We start from the raw sequence: 19013 nt of genomic DNA on the forward strand, positions 1-19013 counted from the left end.
CACGCAGAAGTGCGTACTCTCACGGGGAAGCGGGCGGGCTCTAGCCCTTCGCGCTCTTCTTCTCGTGGCGACGGGCCTGCCGGATCTTGAGCGGCAGGTCGCTGCCCACGGCGAGCGGCTCGCGGGTGGCGTGCTCCTGGCTCAGGTGCTCACGCGCGAACGCGACGGTCTGCACGAGCTTGTCGAGCCGGTACTGCTCGTCCATCTCCTGCCGCACGTTCACTTCGGCGACGATGTTGCCGTCCCATCCGCTCTGGGCGAGGAACTGCAGCGTCTCGGCGACCGGTTGCGTGCCCTCGCCGGGCAGCAGGTGCTCGTCGAGGATCGCGCCGTCCGCCGCAGAGGTGGCGCCGTCGCAGAGGTGGATGTGGGTGAGCTTCGAGCCCATCGCCATCGCCATCTCGAGGCTGTCGCGCCCCGAAAGCGAGGCGTGCGAGAAGTCGAGCGTCATGTGGTCGACGTCGAGGTCGAGCGGGTCGGGGCTCGGCGCGTAGGCCTTCATGCTGCGGCCGCGCACCGTCCACGGGAACATGTTCTCCACCGCGATCTTCACGCCGGTGTTCGCGGCCGTCTCGCGCACGATCCGCTCGAAGTTCTGCGCGTATCCCGACTGCCAGCGGAACGGCGGATGCACCACGACGGTGTCAGAGCCCACGGCGGCCGCCAGCTCGCCCGACTTCTCGAGCTTCACCTTCGGGTCGCGCCCCCACACGAAGGTCGTCAAGAGAAGAACGGGCGCGTGGATCGCCGTGATCGGCAGCTCGTACCGGTCGCTGATCTCACTCAGCTTCGCGGCGTCCTGGGTCACCGGGTCGTTGGTGACCATGATCTCCATGGAGTCGAACCCGGCCAGCCGTGCGATCCGGAACGCGTGCTCCACCGCGAACGGATACACGCACGTGGTGCTCATCCCGACGGAGATCATCTACACACGGTATCCACCCGGATGTGTCGAGCGCATGAAGTCACAGCGAACACCAATGCGGTCGCCAGCTGGAGCACGGTCGGCTGCGGGCCGGGTCCGCGGGATCAGGTAGCGTTGAGGGATGACTGACGAGCTATACAGCTTCGTCGTCGTGTCCAATCGTCTCCCGGTCGATCGTGTGATCGACGAATCCGGCACCGCAAGTTGGAAGCAGTCGCCGGGGGGCCTCGTCACGGCGCTGGAACCCGTTATGCGCGCCGCCGACGGCGCCTGGGTCGGATGGGCGGGCCAGGCCGACCTCGAGTTGGAACCCTTCGACGAGGGCGGCATCCGGATCGTTCCGGTCAAGCTCAGCGAGTCGGACCTCGAGATGTACTACGAGGGCTTCAGCAACGACACGCTCTGGCCGCTGTACCACGACGTCATCGCGCAGCCCAGCTACCACCGCATCTGGTGGGAGCGCTACGTGCAGGTCAATCGCCGGTTCGCCGAGGCGACCGCGGCGTCCAGCGCTCCCGGCGCCACCGTCTGGGTGCAGGACTACCAGTTGCAGCTCGTCCCAGCGATGCTGCGCGAGCTGCGTCCCGACCTCGTGATCGGGTTCTTCAACCACATCCCGTTCCCGGCCTACGGGATCTTCTCGCAGCTCCCGTGGCGCGGGCAGATCATCGACGGCCTGCTCGGAGCGGATGTCGTCGGCTTCCAGCGGGTGGCCGACGCCGGCAACTTCTCGCGTGCGGTGCGCCGCCTCCGGGGCTACTCGACCAAGACGCCCTACATCGACGTGCCCGGCACCGACGATCAGCCGGCCCGCCGGGTGATCGCGCGCGCGTTCCCCATCTCGATCGACGTGACCGGCTTCCAGGAGCTCGCCGCCCGTCCCGAGGTCCAGGAGCGCGCCGCGCAGATCCGCGCCGATCTCGGTAACCCGAAGACGATCATGCTGGGTGTCGACCGCCTCGACTACACGAAGGGCATCGGTCACCGGCTGAAGGCATTCGGCGAGCTGCTCGCCGAGGGGCGCCTCTCGGTGGAAGACATCACGCTCGTGCAGGTCGCCACGCCGTCGCGTGAGCGGGTCGAAAGCTATCGGCAGCTGCGCGACGAGATCGAGTTGACCGTCGGGCGCATCAACGGCGACTACGGAACGATCAGTCACCAGGCGGTGAGCTATCTGCATCACGGGTTCCCCCGGGAGGAGATGGCCGCCTTCTACCTCGCCGCCGATGTGATGCTGGTCACGGCTCTCCGCGACGGTATGAACCTGGTCGCGAAGGAATACGTCGCGGCGCGTGGCGACGAGGACGGCGTGCTGATCCTCTCCGAGTTCGCGGGCGCATCCGACGAGCTCCGAGCCGCCTTGCTCGTCAACCCGCACGACATCGACGGGCTGAAGGACACCATCCTGCGGGCCATCGCGATGCCGCGTGTGGAACGGCGCAAGCGCATGCGGATGCTGCGCCGCCGCGTCTCCGAGAACGACGTGACGCACTGGTCGAACTCCTTCCTCTCGACCCTGCGCGAAGTGAAGGGGTCGGCATCCTGGGGTGGATCGGACCTCGCACCCGAGACCGAATGGACCATCGAGAAACCAAGCCCTTGACCGAACCGCTGCCCGAAGCGCTCGTCGGAGCGCTGCGTGAACTTGCCCGAGTGCGACGTCTGCTCGTCGCCCTGGACTTCGACGGAACCCTCGCACCCGAGGTCGACTCGCCGGAGCACGCGCGTGCGCTGCCCGAGGCGCGGGAGGCGGTGCTCCGCCTGCTGGAGCTCCCCAACACGCGCGTGGCGCTCGTCAGCGGGCGGGCGATCGGATCCCTCATCGAGGTCTCCGACCTGCCCGACAACACGCTGCTCGTGGGGTCTCATGGGATCGAGTTGCGGCTCGACGACCCGGATGCGCACGTGGCGCTCGACTCGTCCGAGCTGGAGCGGGTGGATGTGCTGCACGAGGTGCTGAGTCAGGTCGCCGACTCGATCGACGACGTCTGGCTCGAGTCGAAGCCCGCCGGGTTCGCCCTGCACACGCGGCTTGCGACCGAGGAGGACTCCCGACACGCGCACCTCGTGGCCCTCAGCGAGGCGCAGGCGGAGGTGGATGACCTCACCATCCGGCAGGGCAAGAACGTGCTCGAATTCGCGGTGCGCTCGACCACGAAGGGCGAGGCGGTCGAGCATCTGCGGCGTTACACCTCGGCGGATGCCGTCTTCTACGCCGGCGATGACGTGACCGACGAGGACGCCTTCGATGCGCTCGGCGCGCACGACGTGGGCGTGAAGTCCGGCCCCGGCGCGACCCTCGCCGACCACCGTGTCGCGGGCCCTGCCGAGATCGCCCACGTGCTCTCCACTCTCGCGACCTTCCGCGAGGGCGACGTCCACGAGCAGTAGCCGCGCGCTCCGCGCGCCCTTCCCCGTTCCTGAGGGGTCGCAAACTGCTCGAATGGCGGCGTGTCCCGGGCACTTTGCGTCCCCTCCTGCCTGAGGGGTCGCAAACCGCCCGAACGGCGGCGTGTCTCGCGCAGTTTGCGTCCCCTCAGGGGAACAGGGGAGGTCAGCGCGGGCATACGGGCGGGAGTAACCTCGATCTCATGCCGGATAGCGACTTCCCGGGTACGACCGCGCCCGCCGACCACAAGCCCCGCTCCCGAACCGTCACCGACGGCATCGAGGCGACGACGTCCCGCGGCATGCTCCGCGCAGTCGGTATGGGCGACGCCGACTGGAACAAGTCGCAGATCGGCATCGCGAGCTCGTGGAACGAGATCACCCCCTGCAACCTCAGCCTCGCGCGCCTCGCACAGGCCGCGAAGGAGGGCGTCCACGCGGGCGGCGGATACCCGCTCCAGTTCGGCACCGTCTCCGTCTCCGACGGCATCTCGATGGGCCACGAGGGGATGCACTTCTCCCTCGTCTCCCGCGAGGTGATCGCCGACTCCGTCGAGACCGTCATGCAGGCCGAGCGCCTCGACGGCTCGGTCCTGCTCGCCGGATGCGACAAGTCGATCCCGGGCATGCTCATGGCCGCGGCCCGACTCGATCTCGCATCCGTGTTCCTCTACGCCGGATCGATCGCGCCCGGGTGGGTGCGCCTCTCGGACGGCACCGAGAAGGACATCACCATCATCGATTCCTTCGAGGCGGTCGGCGCGGTGAAGGCCGGAATCATGTCTGAGGCGGATGCGCACGCGATCGAGTGCGCCTTCGCGCCGGGCGAAGGTGCCTGCGGAGGCATGTACACCGCGAACACGATGGCATCCGTGGCCGAGGCACTCGGGCTCTCGATCCCCGGATCCGCGAGCCCGCCGAGCTACGACCGCCGCCGCGACTACTACGCCCACCGTTCGGGCGAGGCGGTCGTCGAGCTGCTGCGCAAGGGCATCACTGCGCGCCAGATCCTCACGAAGAAGGCGTTCGAGAACGCGATCGCCGTAGGCATGGCGCTCGGTGGCTCGACCAACATCGTCCTGCACCTGCTCGCGATCGCACACGAGGCGGAGGTCGAGCTCACCCTCGACGACTTCAACCGCATCGGATCGAAGGTGCCGCACATTGGCGACCTGAAGCCCTTCGGCCGCTACGTCATGAACGACGTCGACCGTCGCGGCGGCCTGCCGGTGCTCATGAAGGCGCTGCTCGACGCGGGCCTCATGCACGGCGACGCACTCACCGTCACCGGCAAGACCCTCGCCGAGAACCTCGCCGACATCGGCCCGATCCCGCCGCTCGACGGCGAGGTGCTGCGCACGCTCGACAACCCGATCCACGAGACCGGCGGGCTCACGATCCTGCACGGCTCGCTCGCGCCCGAGGGCGCCGTGGTGAAGACGGCCGGATTCGACGCCGCCGTGTTCGAGGGCCCCGCGCGGGTCTTCGACCGCGAGCGCGCCGCCATGGACGCGCTCACCGAGGGCCAGATCAAGCACGGCGACGTGGTCGTGATCCGCTACGAAGGCCCCAAGGGTGGACCGGGGATGCGCGAGATGCTCGCGATCACCGCGGCGATCAAGGGCGCGGGCCTCGGCAAAGATGTCCTACTATTGACCGACGGACGATTCTCAGGCGGCACAACCGGCCTGTGCATCGGCCACATCGCTCCCGAAGCGGTGGACTCAGGTCCCATCGCCTTCGTTCGTGATGGTGATCTGATACGGGTCGATATCGCAGCCCGGTCGATCGACCTACTCGTCGATCCGACCGAGCTGGCAGCCCGCCGCGAAGGCTGGGCGCCGCTTCCTCCGCGCTATACCCGTGGCGTACTCGCGAAGTACTCCCGTCTCGTGCACTCCGCTGCAGAGGGTGCCGTCACGGGATGATCTCGCGGCCCGGCTCACCGCCGGTACCGGACTCATCTACGCATCGAAGGACTCATCCATGACTGCGGATCCCGCACCCGCACCCGCTCCGGCCCCCGCGCCGGCGAAACGCGACTCCCCTCCCATCCTCACCGGCTCCGGTCAGGTGCTCGCCAGCCTCGAGAAGCTGGGCGTCACCGATGTGTTCGGTCTGCCCGGTGGCGCCATCATGCCGTTCTACGACGAGCTGATGGCGCAGACGAGCATCCGCCACATCCTCGTTCGCCACGAGCAGGGTGCCGGCCATGCGGCCGAGGGGTACGCCTCCGCGTCCGGCAAGATCGGCGTCTGCATCGCCACCTCCGGCCCGGGCGCGACCAACCTCGTCACGGCCATCGCCGACGCCTACATGGACTCGGTGCCGCTCCTCGCGATCACCGGCCAGGTGTTCTCGACCCTCATGGGTTCGGACGCCTTCCAGGAGGTCGACATCACCGGCATCACGATGCCGATCACGAAGCACTCGTTCCTCATCACGGATCCGGCGCAGGTGCCCGCGACGATCGCGGCGGCGTACCACATCGCCACGACCGGACGCCCGGGGCCGGTGCTCGTCGACATCACGAAGGACGCGCAGCAGAACTCCGCTCCGTTCATCTGGCCGCCGAAGGTCGAGCTGCCCGGGTACCGTCCGGTCACGAAGGCGCACGGCAAGCAGATCCTGGCGGCGGCCGAACTGCTCGCAACCGCCCAGCGCCCCGTTCTCTACGTGGGTGGCGGCGTGGTGCGCGCGGAGGCGTCTGCCGAGCTGCTGAAGCTCGCGGAGCTCACCGGCGCTCCCGTCGTGACGACCCTCATGGCGCGCGGCGCGTTCCCGGATTCGCACCGCCAGCACCTGGGGATGCCGGGCATGCATGGCTCCGTTCCCGCGGTGCTCGCGCTGCAGGAATCCGACCTCATCGTGTCGCTCGGTGCGCGCTTCGACGACCGCGTCACGGGCAAGGTGGCCGACTTCGCACCCCACGCCAAGGTCGTGCACGTCGACATCGACCCCGCTGAGATCGGCAAGATCCGTCACGCCGACGTGCCGATCGTGGGCGACGCGCGCGACGTGATCGCCGACATCATCGACGCGTTCGAGCAGCAGGCGCTCACCCCGGACATCGCCGAGTGGTGGACGCGCCTCGAGCAGCTGCGGGTGAACTATCCGCTCGGCTACACGGAGCCCGAGGACGGCCTGCTCTCTCCGCAGCACGTGATCGAGCGCATCGGTCAGCTTTCTGGTCCGGATGCCGTGTACGCCGCGGGCGTCGGGCAGCACCAGATGTGGGCGGCGCAGTTCGTGAGCTACGAGCGGCCGCATGCCTGGCTGAACTCGGGCGGTGCAGGCACGATGGGCTATGCGGTGCCCGCGGCGATGGGTGCGAAGGTCGCCCAGCCGGAGCGGCTCGTGTGGGCGATCGACGGCGACGGATGCTTCCAGATGACCAATCAGGAGCTCGCCACCTGCACGATCAACGACATCCCGATCAAGGTCGCGATCATCAACAACTCCTCGCTCGGCATGGTCCGCCAGTGGCAGACGCTCTTCTACGACGGACGCCACTCGTTCACCGACCTCAACACGGGCCACCTCGACGGGCAGAACGTCACCCGCATGGTGCCCGACTTCGTGAAGCTCGCCGAGGCGTATGGCGCCCTCGGCATCCGCGTCACGAAGAAGGAGGAGATCGACGCCGCGATCAAGCTCGCGATCGAGACCAACGACCGCCCCGTGGTGATCGACTTCGTCGTCAGCCGCGACGCGATGGTGTGGCCGATGGTGCCGCAGGGTGTCGGCAACTCGCAGGTGCAGTACGCCCGCGACCACGCGCCCGCCTGGGAAGAGGAGTAAGACGATGTCGCACCATGTGCTCTCTCTCCTCGTGGAGGACAAGCCCGGCCTGCTGACCCGCGTGGCGGGACTGTTCGCCCGCCGCGGCTTCAACATCAACTCGCTCGCGGTGGGTCCGACCGAGATCGACGGCCTCAGCCGCATCACGGTCGTCGTCGATGTGGAGGACCTGCCGCTCGAGCAGGTGACGAAGCAGCTGAACAAGCTCGTCAACGTGATCAAGATCGTGGAACTCGATCCGGCCCAGTCGGTGCAGCGTGAGCATCTGCTGATCAAGGTGCGGGTCGACAACACGACGCGCAGCCAGATCCTCGAGGCGGTGAACCTGTTCCGCGCCCGCGTGGTGGACGTGGCGCCGGATGCGCTCGTCATCGAGGTCACCGGCGACTCCGGCAAGGTGCAGGCGCTGCTGCGCGTGCTCGAGCCGTACGGCATCCGCGAGATCGCCCAGTCCGGGCTCCTCGCGATCGGCCGCGGCGGCAAGAGCATCACCGAGCGCGTCTACAAGAACTAGAACCCCAACACAACGAAGGAAACGAACATTGGCTGAGATCTATTACGACCAGGACGCCGACCTCTCGATCATCCAGGGCAAGAAGGTCGCCATCGTGGGCTACGGCTCGCAGGGCCACGCTCACGCGCAGAACCTGCGCGACTCGGGCGTCGAGGTCGTCATCGCGCTGAAGGACGGCTCGAAGTCGGCCCCGAAGGCGCAGGAGGACGGATTCGAGGTGAAGTCGGTCGCCGACGCCACCGCGTGGGCCGACCTCATCATGATCCTCGCGCCCGACCAGCACCAGCGCTCGATCTACAGCGACGAGATCCAGCCGAACCTGGCCGCCGGCAAGACCCTCGCGTTCGCGCACGGGTTCAACATCCGCTTCGGCTACATCGAGGCGCCCGAGGGCGTGGACGTGATCCTCGTCGCGCCGAAGGCACCGGGGCACACGGTGCGCCGCGAGTACGTCGCGGGCCGAGGCATCCCGGACATCATCGCCGTCGAGAAGGACACCTCGGGTTCCGCGTGGGACACCGCGCTCTCGTACGCGAAGGCGATCGGCGGCACGCGCGCCGGCGTCATCAAGACGACCTTCACCGAGGAGACCGAGACCGACCTGTTCGGTGAGCAGTCGGTGCTCTGCGGTGGCATGTCGCACCTCGTCCAGTACGGTTTCGAGACCCTCACCGAGGCCGGCTACCAGCCGGAGATCGCCTACTTCGAGGTGCTGCACGAGCTGAAGCTCATCGTCGACCTCATGTGGGAGGGCGGCATCGCCAAGCAGCGCTGGTCGATCTCCGACACGGCGGAGTACGGCGACTACGTCTCCGGCCCCCGCGTGATCGACCCGAGCGTCAAGGAGAACATGAAGGGCGTGCTCGCCGACATCCAGTCGGGTGCCTTCGCGAAGCGCTTCATCGACGACCAGGACGCCGGCGCCCCCGAGTTCCACGCTCTCCGTGAGAAGGAGGCGCAGCACCCGATCGAGAAGACCGGCAAGGAGCTGCGCGCCCTGTTCTCGTGGAAGCAGACGGACGCCGACTACACCGAGGGCTCCGCCGCCCGCTAACCGGTCGCTCTTGGCGCCATAGACATGGCTATGGGCAGATGGACACCCGCGCGCGGGTGTCCATCTGTCGTTTCGGGTGTCCGTGGGTGGGCCCCGAACATCCCGCCTGACATCGCGTGCTAGCCTCAACGGGAGCTGACGAAGTATCGACTTCCTCATACCCGACCCGGAGGACCACCATGACGTCTGCGCGCATTCGCGCACCCCGCTCGGCTGTGCGCGCAGGAGTGATCGCCCTGGCTGCGATGCTCATGGCCACGTTGCTCCAGCCGGCTGCCGCCCACGCTGATCCCACGCAGCACCTCAAGGGACGCGTCGGGCTCGGAGTCGCGTCCGCCTACGCCGGTGCGGGTGACGTGAAGGTCAGCATCCGCGAACGGGACGCGGCAGAGTCCGCGAGTTCCGTGCTGACCGACGAGGAGGGGCGGTTCGAGTTCGGCGACCTCGAGGGCGACACGGTCTACGTCCTGAGCTTTGACTACCTCGGCGACGACTCGTTCATGCGGACATATGCGCCATCCACCACGTACTGGCCGAGTGGGACCGAGCGTCAGATCACGATCCCCGTCGCGCACCGCCTGGGGGGCTCGGTGCTGGTGGGTCTGGATCGTACTCCCGCGACCGAGGGCCAGGTGCGGGTCACCCTTTCATCGAGCGCCGGCTCGACCCCGAGGGCGACGACCTACACGGACGCCTCGGGCAGGTACCTCTTCGATCGGGCCACGTCTCTGACCCAGGGGTACCTCAACTTCGAGGTGGTCGATGATCCGAGCTATCCGGTCTGGTACTACGCCGGCGCGGAAAACACCGGGTCCCGCTTCTCGAAGAGCGCGGTACGGCTTCAGTTCTCGGGCGATCGGACGGATCTGGACACCATCGTCGGTGACGGTTCCGTGATCAGCGGTGTCGTCCGCGACAGCTCGGGTGCCCCCGTCTCCGGAATCACGGTGTACGCCAACGAGCGCCCCAACGGAGGAACCGGCGAAGAGCGCCAGGTGGACACAGATGCCGACGGCGCTTTCGTCTTCCGGTCGACGACCCCCGGGCGCTATAGGGTGTTCACCTCGATGGGCGTATACGCGCAGGTACAGGGGACGACGAGCGACCTCTATCACAGCGACGTCGTCGAGGTGGCTCCGCAAACCGCCGTCGCTCTCGATTTCACCGCATACCTCGCGTCGACATTGCGGGGAAAGGTCACCGGTAATCGAGATCTGCTGGCGGCGTACGGTCCGCTGGTCGTGAACGTGCTGTATCGCAGCCCGGGCACGTCGACGTACACCGCGGTCCGCGTCGACGAGGTCGACTCCGCGGGGGCGTTCACGTTCAACTATCTGCAGCCGGGAACGTACCGGATCGACACGAAGTACCTCTCGCGTTCGGAGACCCGAAAGGGGAAGTCGTTCGCCATTGCAGAGGGCAGCGACATCACGGTCGCCACGCTCAAGGGACCGGATATCGCGCTTCCCGCCGATCTCAACACCTATCTCACCGCGCTCTACACAGACTTCCTCGGCCGCAAGCCGGGCAGGACCGAGATCCTCAACTGGCATCTGAAGCTCTGGGTCTCGCCGAACACGAAGATCGTGCCGACGTTCGCGAACAGCGACGAGTATCGGCTGATCCGGATCGACGCCGCCTATCAGGACATCCTGGGCCGAAAGGCCGACAAGCCGGGCCGGAGCAACTGGCTCAAGCAGATGCAGCGCGGTCGCATCACGACCGACGACATCGAGCGGCAGTTCTACTCGTCGGCGGAGTACGAAGCGAGGGCGCGCCTCGCATTCCCGTCCGCGACGAGTTCGAAGGCCGCGTTCGTCATGGCGCTCTACCGGGATCTTCTGGGGCGCAAGGTCGATAGCGCCGGACTCGCGGCGTGGACCAATCGTGCGCTGAAGTCGGGAAACGCGTCGGTGGTGAAGGCGCTCTGGGGTGCACCGGAGGTGGCGCGCTCTCGTGTCGCAGACATGTACCGCCACTACCTGCTCCGCACGCCCGACCCCACAGGCCTGAAGAGCTGGACGAAGTTCATCCTGAAGCACGGTGACACGGCCACCCGAGCCACGCTGACGCAGAGCTCGGAGTACTACAACCTCTCGGGCCGCCGGTTCCCGGAGATGTACAACGCGTACGACTAGAGGGTCGACGGATTCCGGGGGAGCGGAAGCGCGCCGGGGTGGTCGGCCGTGCACGCGCGCGGTTGAATGGAGCCCGTGACAGCGACGGCGGTGCATTTCGGAGCAGGCAACATCGGGCGCGGATTCGTGGCCCCCTTCCTTCGGGAGAGCGGATACGAGGTCGTCTTCGCGGACGTGAGCGACGAGCTCATCGGCGCGCTGCAGGCGCAATCGAGCTACCGCGTGCACGAGGTGGGCGAGGGGGGTCGCGACCTCCTGATCGACGGCTACCGCGCCGTCAACTCGCGCGAGCATCCGGATGACGTGATCGCCGAGATCGCGGCGGCCGAGATCGTCACGACGGCGGTGGGTGCGCGCATCCTGCCCTACATCGCGCCGTTGATCGTCGGGGGTCTCGCGCAGCGTCCGGCCGACGCCGCCCCGCTGGTCGTGATCGCGTGCGAGAACGCGATCGGCGGCACCGACATTCTCGCCGCCGCGGTGGCCGAGCTCGGCGGCGCGATGGAGCGTGCGGTGTGGGCGAATTGCGCCATCGACCGGATCGTCCCCGAGCAGCACGGCGGCCTCGACGTCACCCTCGAGGCCTTCTGGGAGTGGGCCGTCGATCGCAGCCCCTTCGGCGGAGACGAACCGCAGATCGCCGGCGTGCACTGGGTCGACGACCTCGAGCCCTACATCGAGCGCAAGCTCTTCACCGTCAACACCTCGCACGCGGCGACCGCGTACCTGGGGTACCACCGTGGCATCGACACGATCGCGGAGGCGCTCGCCGTCCCGGAGGTGATGGCCGAGGTGCGCGCGGTGCTCGCGGAGACGTCGGGTCTGCTCGTCGCGAAGCACGGCTTCAGCGCGCAGGAGCAGCAGGCGTACGTCGACACGACGCTCACGCGCATCACGAACCCCGAGCTGCCGGACACCTGCGTGCGGGTGGGGCGTGCGCCGCTGCGGAAGCTCTCGCGGCACGAGCGATTCGTCGATCCTGCGGCGCAGCTCGCCGAGCGCGGCCAGGACGCCTGGAACCTGCTCACCGCGATCGGTGCGGCGCTGCATTTCGACACCTCCGAGGATCCGGAGGCCGTCGAGCTGCAGGCGAAGCTCGCGTCGGGAGCGGATGCGTCGAGCCTCGTCGCGGACATCTGCGGCATCGAGCCGGGTCACCCGCTCCACGCGGGGCTCATCGAGGTCGTCGAGCTACGTATTCAGTCCTGAGCATGTGTGCAACGGGGTGCTGGTAGACACCCCGATTGTCATGTATGTTGAGGCAGCCTCGTAGAATTCGCGCGGCCTTCGATCCCGACGGAGTTCTCTGATGCGTACCCTTGCCGTCCTGGCCCTCTCGTGGGTTCTCGTCCTCACCGGCACTGTGTCGGCGGAGCCAGCTGCTGCCGCACCGCGAGCCACGTTGTCGGGAACCGTGATCGCTGACGCGGACGAACTTGCGGCGGGGACGTTCACCGTGTGGGCCTCGAGCCTCTTCAAGAACACCGAACCCGTTGTGGTGGCCGCGGACGGAACGTGGACGCTGACCGACCTCGCGCCGTGGGACTGGTCCTTGCACGTCGAACATGAGGGGTCGATACCGATCCTCTATGGGGAGGACAACCGCACGCGATCCATCCCGATCAAGCCGGCCGAGGGGGAGGTCATCGACGGCATCGAGATCGTCTGGCAGGAGAAGACCGCCCTCACGGTGAACGTGAACTGCGGCCGCTGCAGCACCTCGGGCGACAGCAGGCGCGAGGCGAACCTGCGCCTGCAGGAGAAGCGCGACGGTGTGTGGGCGGATCTGGGCCCCGCGAGCCTCGAGCGGCTTTCCGCCAGCTCCCCATGGGAAAGGAACTTCTTCTTGTTCCCGGGGACCTACCGCTTCCGGGTCGAGCCGTTCGATGACGACAAGTTCCAGACGGTCGTCAGCAAAGAGGTCACCTTGACCGGCGGACGGCAGACGCTCGATGTCGTGTACCGACCCGAGGTGAGCAAGTGGGACCTCACAGGGGATGGCGATCGCCTGTTCCTGGTGCGCCCGACCGGCGAACTCCGGGCATTTCCCATGGGTGACTTCTCCCAGCTTGGCAAGAGTGCGCGGATCGGCACGGGGCGAAGCTGGTTGTCGTATTCGACGATCATGCTCGCCGGCGATTTCGATGGTGACGCCTGCGCCGACATCCTCGCTCGCGACAAGTCGGGCGGGCTCTGGCTCTTCCGGGGGAACGGTGCAGGCGGCCTTCGCTCGAGGGTGAAGGTCGGCTCCGGCATGCAGAAATACACCGCTCTGGTCGCGCCGGGGGACATCAGTGGCGACGGAAAGCCGGATCTGCTGGGCCGGACGGCCTCCGGCGCCTTGGTGATGCTCCGCGGTGACGGCGCCGGTGGATGGGCCGGCACTAAGACCCTGTCGTCGGGTTGGAACTCCTACAAGCTGCTGATCGCTCCGGGGGATGTGGATGGTGACGGCCACGCTGACCTGATCGCTCGCCGCTCGAACGGCGACATGTATCTGTTCCATGGCGACGGTCACGCTCACCTCACCTCCCCCGTCCGCATCGGGACAGGGTGGAACAAGTACTCCCAAGCCGTCGGTGCAGGCGAGTTCGGAGGCGCTTCCCAGTCCAGCCTCGTGGGGATCGCGAAGTACGGCTTCACGTACCGCCACGCCATGACGAGCACGGGACGCATCCAGGGCGACAGTATCGCGGCGATTCTGAGCAACGTCCGACTCGTCGGCTGACGTTCGGGCGGCATCCGTAGGATGGTCGGGATGCGCGACGCGACGACCGACCCGGCCGATCCGGATGACGAGGCCCTCCACTGGGCCGGGGATGAGGCGCGCGGTCAGGCGGCTCCTCGGCTCGCAACCGCGTCGGATGCAGACGCGACGGCACCCGACGCGCAGGGCGAGGTTTCGGCGGCCGTCACTCCCGCTGTCCGCCCGACCCGCAGCCGCGCCGAGACCGCGGGGCTGCTCGCCACGGGCATCTTCGCGGGGCTCTACCTCGCGGTGACCGTCGGGTGGGTCATCTCGGTGCAACAGCTCGGATACCCGGGCCTCGACCTCGCGGGCGAGATCATGTGGCAGTTCGCCGAGTTCCTCGCGATGGTCGCCCCGGCGCTCTGGTTCCTCGCCGTGCACACCCTCACCCCGGAGGGCACGCGGCACCGCGGCATCAAGCGTGTGGGGTGGTTCGCCCTCGGCCTCGGGGTGCTCGTCCCGTGGCCGTTCCTCCTGTTGGGAGCGTTCGGATGAGCGACGAGGCCGCATCCGGATCCGTGCCTGAAACGGAACCCCAACCCGCTGCCGAGCAGTCGACGGAGTGGACGCCTCGCGCCTGGCCGGTCTCGGCGATCATCGTGGCGGTGATCTTCGCACTGCTGACGGCATGGTTCCTGTTCCAGGCGTTCGGGAACCTCATCAACGTGCCCGACGCGTACAAGGCCTACGGTCTGGGGGATCGCATCCCGTGGGCGGTGCTGATCGCGGGCGTCGCGCTTCCGCCGCTGCTCTTCGCCGCCGCGGCTCTGCTCGGCATGCGCCGCGCGCTCACGGCTCGGGTGCTGATCTTCGCCGCCGCGCTGGGCGCGACCGCCGCGACCTCGTTCGCCCTCTACGCGCTCTCGGTGTATCTCGTCACCGCGGGGTGATGCGAGTCCGCCCCGCGGATCCGCTCGACCTGTGGACGGGAACGTCACGGAATCCGGTGTCCGGTAGGCTTCCTGTGCCGCGCCGTCGTCGGTTCCGGCTCATCTCGCGCGGTCTCCTGGGCCGCCGCTCTCGCACGAAGGAACAGCTGTGTCCAAGCCGGTCGTCCTGATCGCCGAAGAACTGTCCCCCGCAACGGTCGAGGCCCTCGGCACCGACTTCGACATCCGCTCCGTCGACGGCACCGACCGTTCGGCGCTGCTCGCGGCGCTCGCCGACGCGGATGCGGTGCTCATCCGCTCCGCGACCCAGATCGACGCGGAGGCGCTTGCCGTGTCGTCGCGGCTGAAGGTCGTCGCCCGCGCGGGCGTCGGCCTCGACAACGTCGACATCAAGGCCGCCACCGAGGCGGGCGTCATGGTCGTCAACGCGCCGACCTCCAACATCATCAGCGCCGCCGAGCTCACCATCGGCCACATCCTGAGCCTCGCCCGGCAGATCCCGGCCGCACACGCGAGCCTCGCCGCAGGGGAGTGGAAGCGCTCGAAGTACACGGGTGTCGAGCTCTACGAGAAGACGGTCGGCATCATCGGCCTCGGCCGCATCGGCGCGCTCATCACGGCCCGCCTGCAGGCGTTCGGGGTGGAGGTCATCGCCTACGACCCCTACGTGACCCCGGCGCGCGCCCAGCAGCTCGGGGTGCGCCTCGCGACCCTCGACGAGCTGCTCGAGCAGTCCGACTTCATCACGATCCACATGCCGAAGACGCCGGAGACCACCGGAATGATCGGCACCGAGCAGCTCGCCCGGATGAAGTCCAGCGCGTTCATCGTCAACGTCGCCCGTGGTGGTCTCATCGACGAGGCCGCGCTCGCCGATGCCCTCGCCCGAGGCGTGATCGCGGGTGCCGGGCTCGACGTCTTCTCGTCCGAGCCTCCCGCAGACGACGCCCTTACCTCGCTGCCGAACGTGGTGGTCACCCCGCACCTCGGTGCCTCCACGCACGAGGCGCAGGAGAAGGCGGGTGTCTCGGTCGCGAAGAGCGTGCGCCTTGCGCTCGAGGGCGAGCTCGTTCCGGATGCGGTCAACGTCGCGGGCGGCATCATCGACCCGTTCGTACGCCCCGGCATCACCCTCGTCGAGAAGCTCGGTCAGGTGCTCGCGGCAGTCGCCGGCCACGGTGCGCTCACCGACCTCGAGGTGGATGTGCGCGGCGAGCTCGCCGCCTACGACGTCAGTGTCTACCGCCTGGCGGCGCTCAAGGGCTACTTCACCAACCTCGTCACCGAGAACGTGTCGTACGTGAACGCCCCCCTGCTCGCCGAGCAGCGCGGCATCGCCTCGAGCCTCAACGTCTCCGAGGAGAGCAAGGACTACCGCAACACCACGACGCTGCGCGGGGTGCTCTCCGACGGCACCTCCGTCGAGGTTGCGGGAACCCTCGCGGGCACGAAGATGACCGAGAAGATCGTGGGCCTCAACGGCTACGACATCGAGGTGCCGATCGGCGAGCACCACATCGTGATGTTCTACACCGACCGCCCCGGCATCGTCGCCGTCTACGGCAAGGAGTTCGGCGAGGCAGGCATCAACATCGCGGGGATGCAGATCGCGCGTCGGAGCGCCGGCGGCCAGGCGCTCAGCATCATCACGGTCGACTCTCCGGTGCCGGATGACGTGCTCGAGCGCGTGCGGGTGGCGACGGATGCCGACGAGGTGCGCGAGATCGACATCGTCGAGGCCTGACGCCCGAACGCCTTCCAGTCGCGCCCCCGGCCGCTCTCGCGACCGGCCCCGGACACGGAGGAGCGCCCGCCCCCTCGAGGGCGGACGCTCGCAGGTCCGTTTCGGGAAGCTCAGGGCTCCACGTCGGTCTGGGTCGAGCGCTGCTCGACCCGCGATCCGGTCGCCGGGTCGACGTCCGAACGCACGGTCGTGACCGACTGGCGCTTGCGAACGACGAGGACGATTCCGATCAGGGTCACGATGACTCCCGCCCCCATCAGCAGGTAGCCGACGAGGTCGAGGTCGATCCAGTCGACCTGAACGTTGAGCGCGAATGTCAGGATCGCGCCGACGACGAACAGAAAGATGCCGAGCCCGATGCTCATGAGGGTTCTCCTTCGTGATGATGGGCCCTCGTGGGGCCCAGCAGAGACGTTAGGGCGACCGGCGAGAGACGGACAGGGCGTTGACGGCGGGGTCGACGGGGCGGTATACGCGTGCACGGCCACCCCGGCGCGCGCCCGATAATCTGGGGGGATGACGCGCACCATCGACCTCGCCGTGATCGCGGGAGACGGCATCGGACCCGAAGTGATCGCGGAGGCGGTGAAGGTGCTCGACCAGGCCGTCGCCGGTGAGGCGCAGCTCGCCACGACCGCGTACCCCTTCAGCGCCGCCCACTACCTCGAGACCGGCCGCGTGCTGGATGAGGACGACCTTTCGGCGCTCGCGCAGCACGACGCGATACTCCTGGGCGCGGTAGGCGGGGATCCGCGCGACCCGCGTCTCGCGGGGGGCCTGATCGAGCGCGGCCTGCTTCTCAAGCTCCGTTTCGCGTTCGACCACTATGTGAACCTCCGGCCGACCGTGCTGTTCCCCTCGGTCACGAGCCCGCTGGCCGAGCCGGGCGAGGTGGACTTTGTGGTGGTGCGAGAGGGGACCGAGGGCCCGTACGTCGGCAACGGCGGCAGCATCCGCACCGGCACCCCGCACGAGATCGCGAACGAGGTGAGCGTCAACACCGCCTACGGTGTCGAGCGGGTCGTCCGCTTCGCCTTCGCGCAGGCCGAGAAGCGCCGCAAGAAGCTCACGCTCGTCCACAAGACGAACGTCCTGACCCACGCCGGCGGGCTGTGGGCGCGGACCGTCGAGGCCGAGGCGGCCAATCATCCGGACGTGGCGTGGGATTACCTCCATGTCGACGCCGCGACCATCTTCCTGGTCACCGATCCTGCTAGGTTCGACGTCATCGTCACCGACAATCTCTTCGGCGACATCCTCACCGATCTGGCCGGCGCCATCAGCGGCGGCATCGGACTGGCGGCCTCCGGCAACATCAACCCGGATGGCACCTTCCCCAGCATGTTCGAGCCGGTTCACGGATCCGCGCCTGACATCGCCGGGCAGCAGAAGGCCGACCCCACGGCCGCGATCCTGTCGACCGTGCTCCTGCTCGATCACCTCGGGCTCCCGGATGCGGCCCGCCGGGTCGAGCGGGCGGTGGCGGCGGATCTCGCCGAACGAGGAACCACCCCGCGCACCACCTCCGAGGTGGGCACCGCGATCGCGGCCCGCCTCGCCTGAGGCGGTCGACGGGCGCACAATAGACTCCACACCCAGCAGAAGACGAGCCAGACATGTCCCTGAACCTCCTTCCCATGGCGAACCAGGATCTCCAGTTCCAGGTGACCCGCAACGAGAACGCCGCCTCGCCCGAGGAGCGCGCCCAGGTGCTCGAGAATCCCGGATTCGGGCAGCACTTCACCGACCACATGGTCGACATCTGCTGGTCGGAGCGGGGCGGGTGGCACCGCCCGCGCGTGCAGCCGTACGGGCCGATCCAGTTGGACCCGGCCGCGGCGGTGCTGCACTACGCGCAGGAGGTCTTCGAAGGGCTCAAGGCCTACCGTCACGCCGACGGGTCGATCTGGACCTTCCGTCCGGAGGCGAACGCGGCGCGGATGCAGCGTTCGGCGAAGCGCCTCGCCCTGCCCGAACTGCCCACCGAGTACTTCCTCGACTCCCTCGCCCAGCTGATCGCCGTCGACGGCGACTGGGTGCCGTCGCAGGCGGAGACGAGCCTGTACCTGCGGCCCTTCATGTTCGCGAAGGAGGCGTTCCTCGGGGTGCGCCCGGCGAAGAAGGTCAACTACTACGTGATCGCATCCCCGGCTGGCGCCTACTTCCACGGCGGCGTCACGCCCGTCTCGATCTGGCTGTCGACCACCTACACCCGTGCCGGCCACGGGGGGATGGGTCAGGCGAAGACCGGCGGCAACTACGCCGCATCGCTCGTCGCTCAGCAGGAGGCGTACGCGCACAATTGCGCCCAGGTGCTGTTCCTCGACGCGCAGGAGGGCCGCTACCTCGAAGAGCTCGGCGGGATGAACGTCGTACTCGTGAAGAAGGACGGCACGCTCATCACCCCCGACTCCGACTCGATCCTCGAGGGCATCACCGTCGACTCGGTGCTGACGCTCGCCCGCGATCGCGGGCACCGCGTTGAGCAGCGTCCGGTGACGATCGACGAGTGGCGCGACGGCGTGGCCTCGGGCGACATCGTCGAGGCGTTCGCATGCGGCACGGCCGCGGTGATCACGCCGATCGCCGAGATCAAGGCGGCGGACGGTCGCGGGATCGTGATGCCGGAGGTCTCCGACCGGCTGGCGATGTCGCTGCGGGCGGAGCTCACCGGCATCCAGTACGGCCGCGTCGAGGACCGCCACGGCTGGCTCCACCGCCTCGACGCCTGACCTCCGACCCCGTCGCTCACCCGGGCGCCCCTCTCGTTCCCGTGAGAGTACGCACTTTTGCGTACTCTCACGGCCGAG

16 protein-coding genes are annotated in these 19013 nt (G+C 68.1%); 14 read left to right on the forward strand and 2 right to left on the reverse strand.

The genetic code is table 11. The annotated features are described in order from the left end of the window. Nucleotides 1-40: 40 nt before the first annotated feature. Nucleotides 41-925 carry a sugar phosphate isomerase/epimerase gene (locus FVQ89_RS13785; protein WP_147902568.1) on the reverse strand — a complete coding sequence of 295 codons (885 nt, stop codon included), beginning with the start codon at nucleotides 923-925 and terminating at the stop codon, nucleotides 41-43. Nucleotides 926-1046: 121 nt separating this feature from the next. Here FVQ89_RS13785 and otsA point away from each other — a divergent pair, with 121 nt between their 5' ends. The 12 genes from otsA to serA all read left to right on the forward strand — a co-directional run bounded on the left by otsA (nucleotide 1047) and on the right by serA (nucleotide 16203). After that, nucleotides 1047-2528 (forward strand): alpha,alpha-trehalose-phosphate synthase (UDP-forming), encoded by a 1482-nt coding sequence (gene otsA / locus FVQ89_RS13790; protein ID WP_187265051.1) that lies wholly within the window; start codon nucleotides 1047-1049, stop codon nucleotides 2526-2528. After that, nucleotides 2525-3316 (forward strand): trehalose-phosphatase, encoded by a 792-nt coding sequence (gene otsB / locus FVQ89_RS13795; protein ID WP_255513632.1) that lies wholly within the window; start codon nucleotides 2525-2527, stop codon nucleotides 3314-3316. Before otsA ends, otsB begins: the two co-directional genes overlap by 4 nt. Nucleotides 3317-3516: 200 nt before the next feature. Further along, nucleotides 3517-5241 (forward strand): dihydroxy-acid dehydratase, encoded by a 1725-nt coding sequence (ilvD, locus tag FVQ89_RS13800; protein ID WP_147902570.1) that lies wholly within the window; start codon nucleotides 3517-3519, stop codon nucleotides 5239-5241. Nucleotides 5242-5299: 58 nt separating this feature from the next. Then, complete coding sequence (locus tag FVQ89_RS13805; RefSeq protein WP_147902571.1) at nucleotides 5300-7114, forward strand: acetolactate synthase large subunit; 1815 nt, start codon at nucleotides 5300-5302, stop codon at nucleotides 7112-7114. A 4-nt stretch (nucleotides 7115-7118) separates the two neighbouring features. Continuing rightward, the gene (gene ilvN / locus FVQ89_RS13810; protein WP_147902572.1) at nucleotides 7119-7628 is read left to right on the forward strand and encodes an acetolactate synthase small subunit; all 510 of its coding nucleotides are present in this window, start codon (nucleotides 7119-7121) and stop codon (nucleotides 7626-7628) included. A 28-nt stretch (nucleotides 7629-7656) separates the two neighbouring features. Next, nucleotides 7657-8682, forward strand: a complete 1026-nt coding sequence (ilvC, locus tag FVQ89_RS13815) for a ketol-acid reductoisomerase (protein ID WP_147902573.1) — start codon at nucleotides 7657-7659, stop codon at nucleotides 8680-8682. Nucleotides 8683-8861: 179 nt separating this feature from the next. Further along, nucleotides 8862-10820 carry a DUF4214 domain-containing protein gene (locus FVQ89_RS13820; RefSeq protein ID WP_147902574.1) on the forward strand — a complete coding sequence of 653 codons (1959 nt, stop codon included), beginning with the start codon at nucleotides 8862-8864 and terminating at the stop codon, nucleotides 10818-10820. A 75-nt stretch (nucleotides 10821-10895) separates the two neighbouring features. Beyond that, nucleotides 10896-12029 carry a mannitol-1-phosphate 5-dehydrogenase gene (locus FVQ89_RS13825; protein ID WP_255513633.1) on the forward strand — a complete coding sequence of 378 codons (1134 nt, stop codon included), beginning with the start codon at nucleotides 10896-10898 and terminating at the stop codon, nucleotides 12027-12029. Between the two features lie 100 nt (nucleotides 12030-12129). Then, the gene (locus tag FVQ89_RS13830) at nucleotides 12130-13548 is read left to right on the forward strand and encodes a VCBS repeat-containing protein (RefSeq protein ID WP_147902576.1); all 1419 of its coding nucleotides are present in this window, start codon (nucleotides 12130-12132) and stop codon (nucleotides 13546-13548) included. Nucleotides 13549-13578: 30 nt separating this feature from the next. Next, entirely contained in the window at nucleotides 13579-14064 is a 486-nt protein-coding gene (locus FVQ89_RS13835; protein WP_147902577.1) for a hypothetical protein, read from the forward strand. Beyond that, nucleotides 14061-14459: a hypothetical protein gene (locus FVQ89_RS13840; protein ID WP_147902578.1), complete on the forward strand. Its 399-nt coding sequence runs from the start codon at nucleotides 14061-14063 to the stop codon at nucleotides 14457-14459. The genes FVQ89_RS13835 and FVQ89_RS13840 overlap by 4 nt, the downstream gene beginning before the upstream one ends. A 148-nt stretch (nucleotides 14460-14607) precedes the next feature. After that, nucleotides 14608-16203 (forward strand): phosphoglycerate dehydrogenase, encoded by a 1596-nt coding sequence (gene serA, locus FVQ89_RS13845; RefSeq protein ID WP_147902579.1) that lies wholly within the window; start codon nucleotides 14608-14610, stop codon nucleotides 16201-16203. A gap of 110 nt (nucleotides 16204-16313) precedes the next feature. Here the strand turns inward: serA and FVQ89_RS13850 are convergent, their stop codons facing one another. Next, entirely contained in the window at nucleotides 16314-16568 is a 255-nt protein-coding gene (locus FVQ89_RS13850; RefSeq protein ID WP_147902580.1) for a DUF6458 family protein, read from the reverse strand. A 151-nt stretch (nucleotides 16569-16719) separates the two neighbouring features. Between FVQ89_RS13850 and FVQ89_RS13855 the strand changes: the two genes are divergently transcribed. Then, nucleotides 16720-17766 (forward strand): 3-isopropylmalate dehydrogenase, encoded by a 1047-nt coding sequence (locus FVQ89_RS13855; protein WP_147902581.1) that lies wholly within the window; start codon nucleotides 16720-16722, stop codon nucleotides 17764-17766. Between the two features lie 53 nt (nucleotides 17767-17819). Continuing rightward, complete coding sequence (locus FVQ89_RS13860; RefSeq protein ID WP_147902582.1) at nucleotides 17820-18935, forward strand: branched-chain amino acid aminotransferase; 1116 nt, start codon at nucleotides 17820-17822, stop codon at nucleotides 18933-18935. Nucleotides 18936-19013: the final 78 nt, after the last annotated feature.

This window comes from Homoserinibacter sp. GY 40078 (assembly GCF_008017545.1).
GTDB lineage: Bacteria > Actinomycetota > Actinomycetes > Actinomycetales > Microbacteriaceae > Homoserinibacter.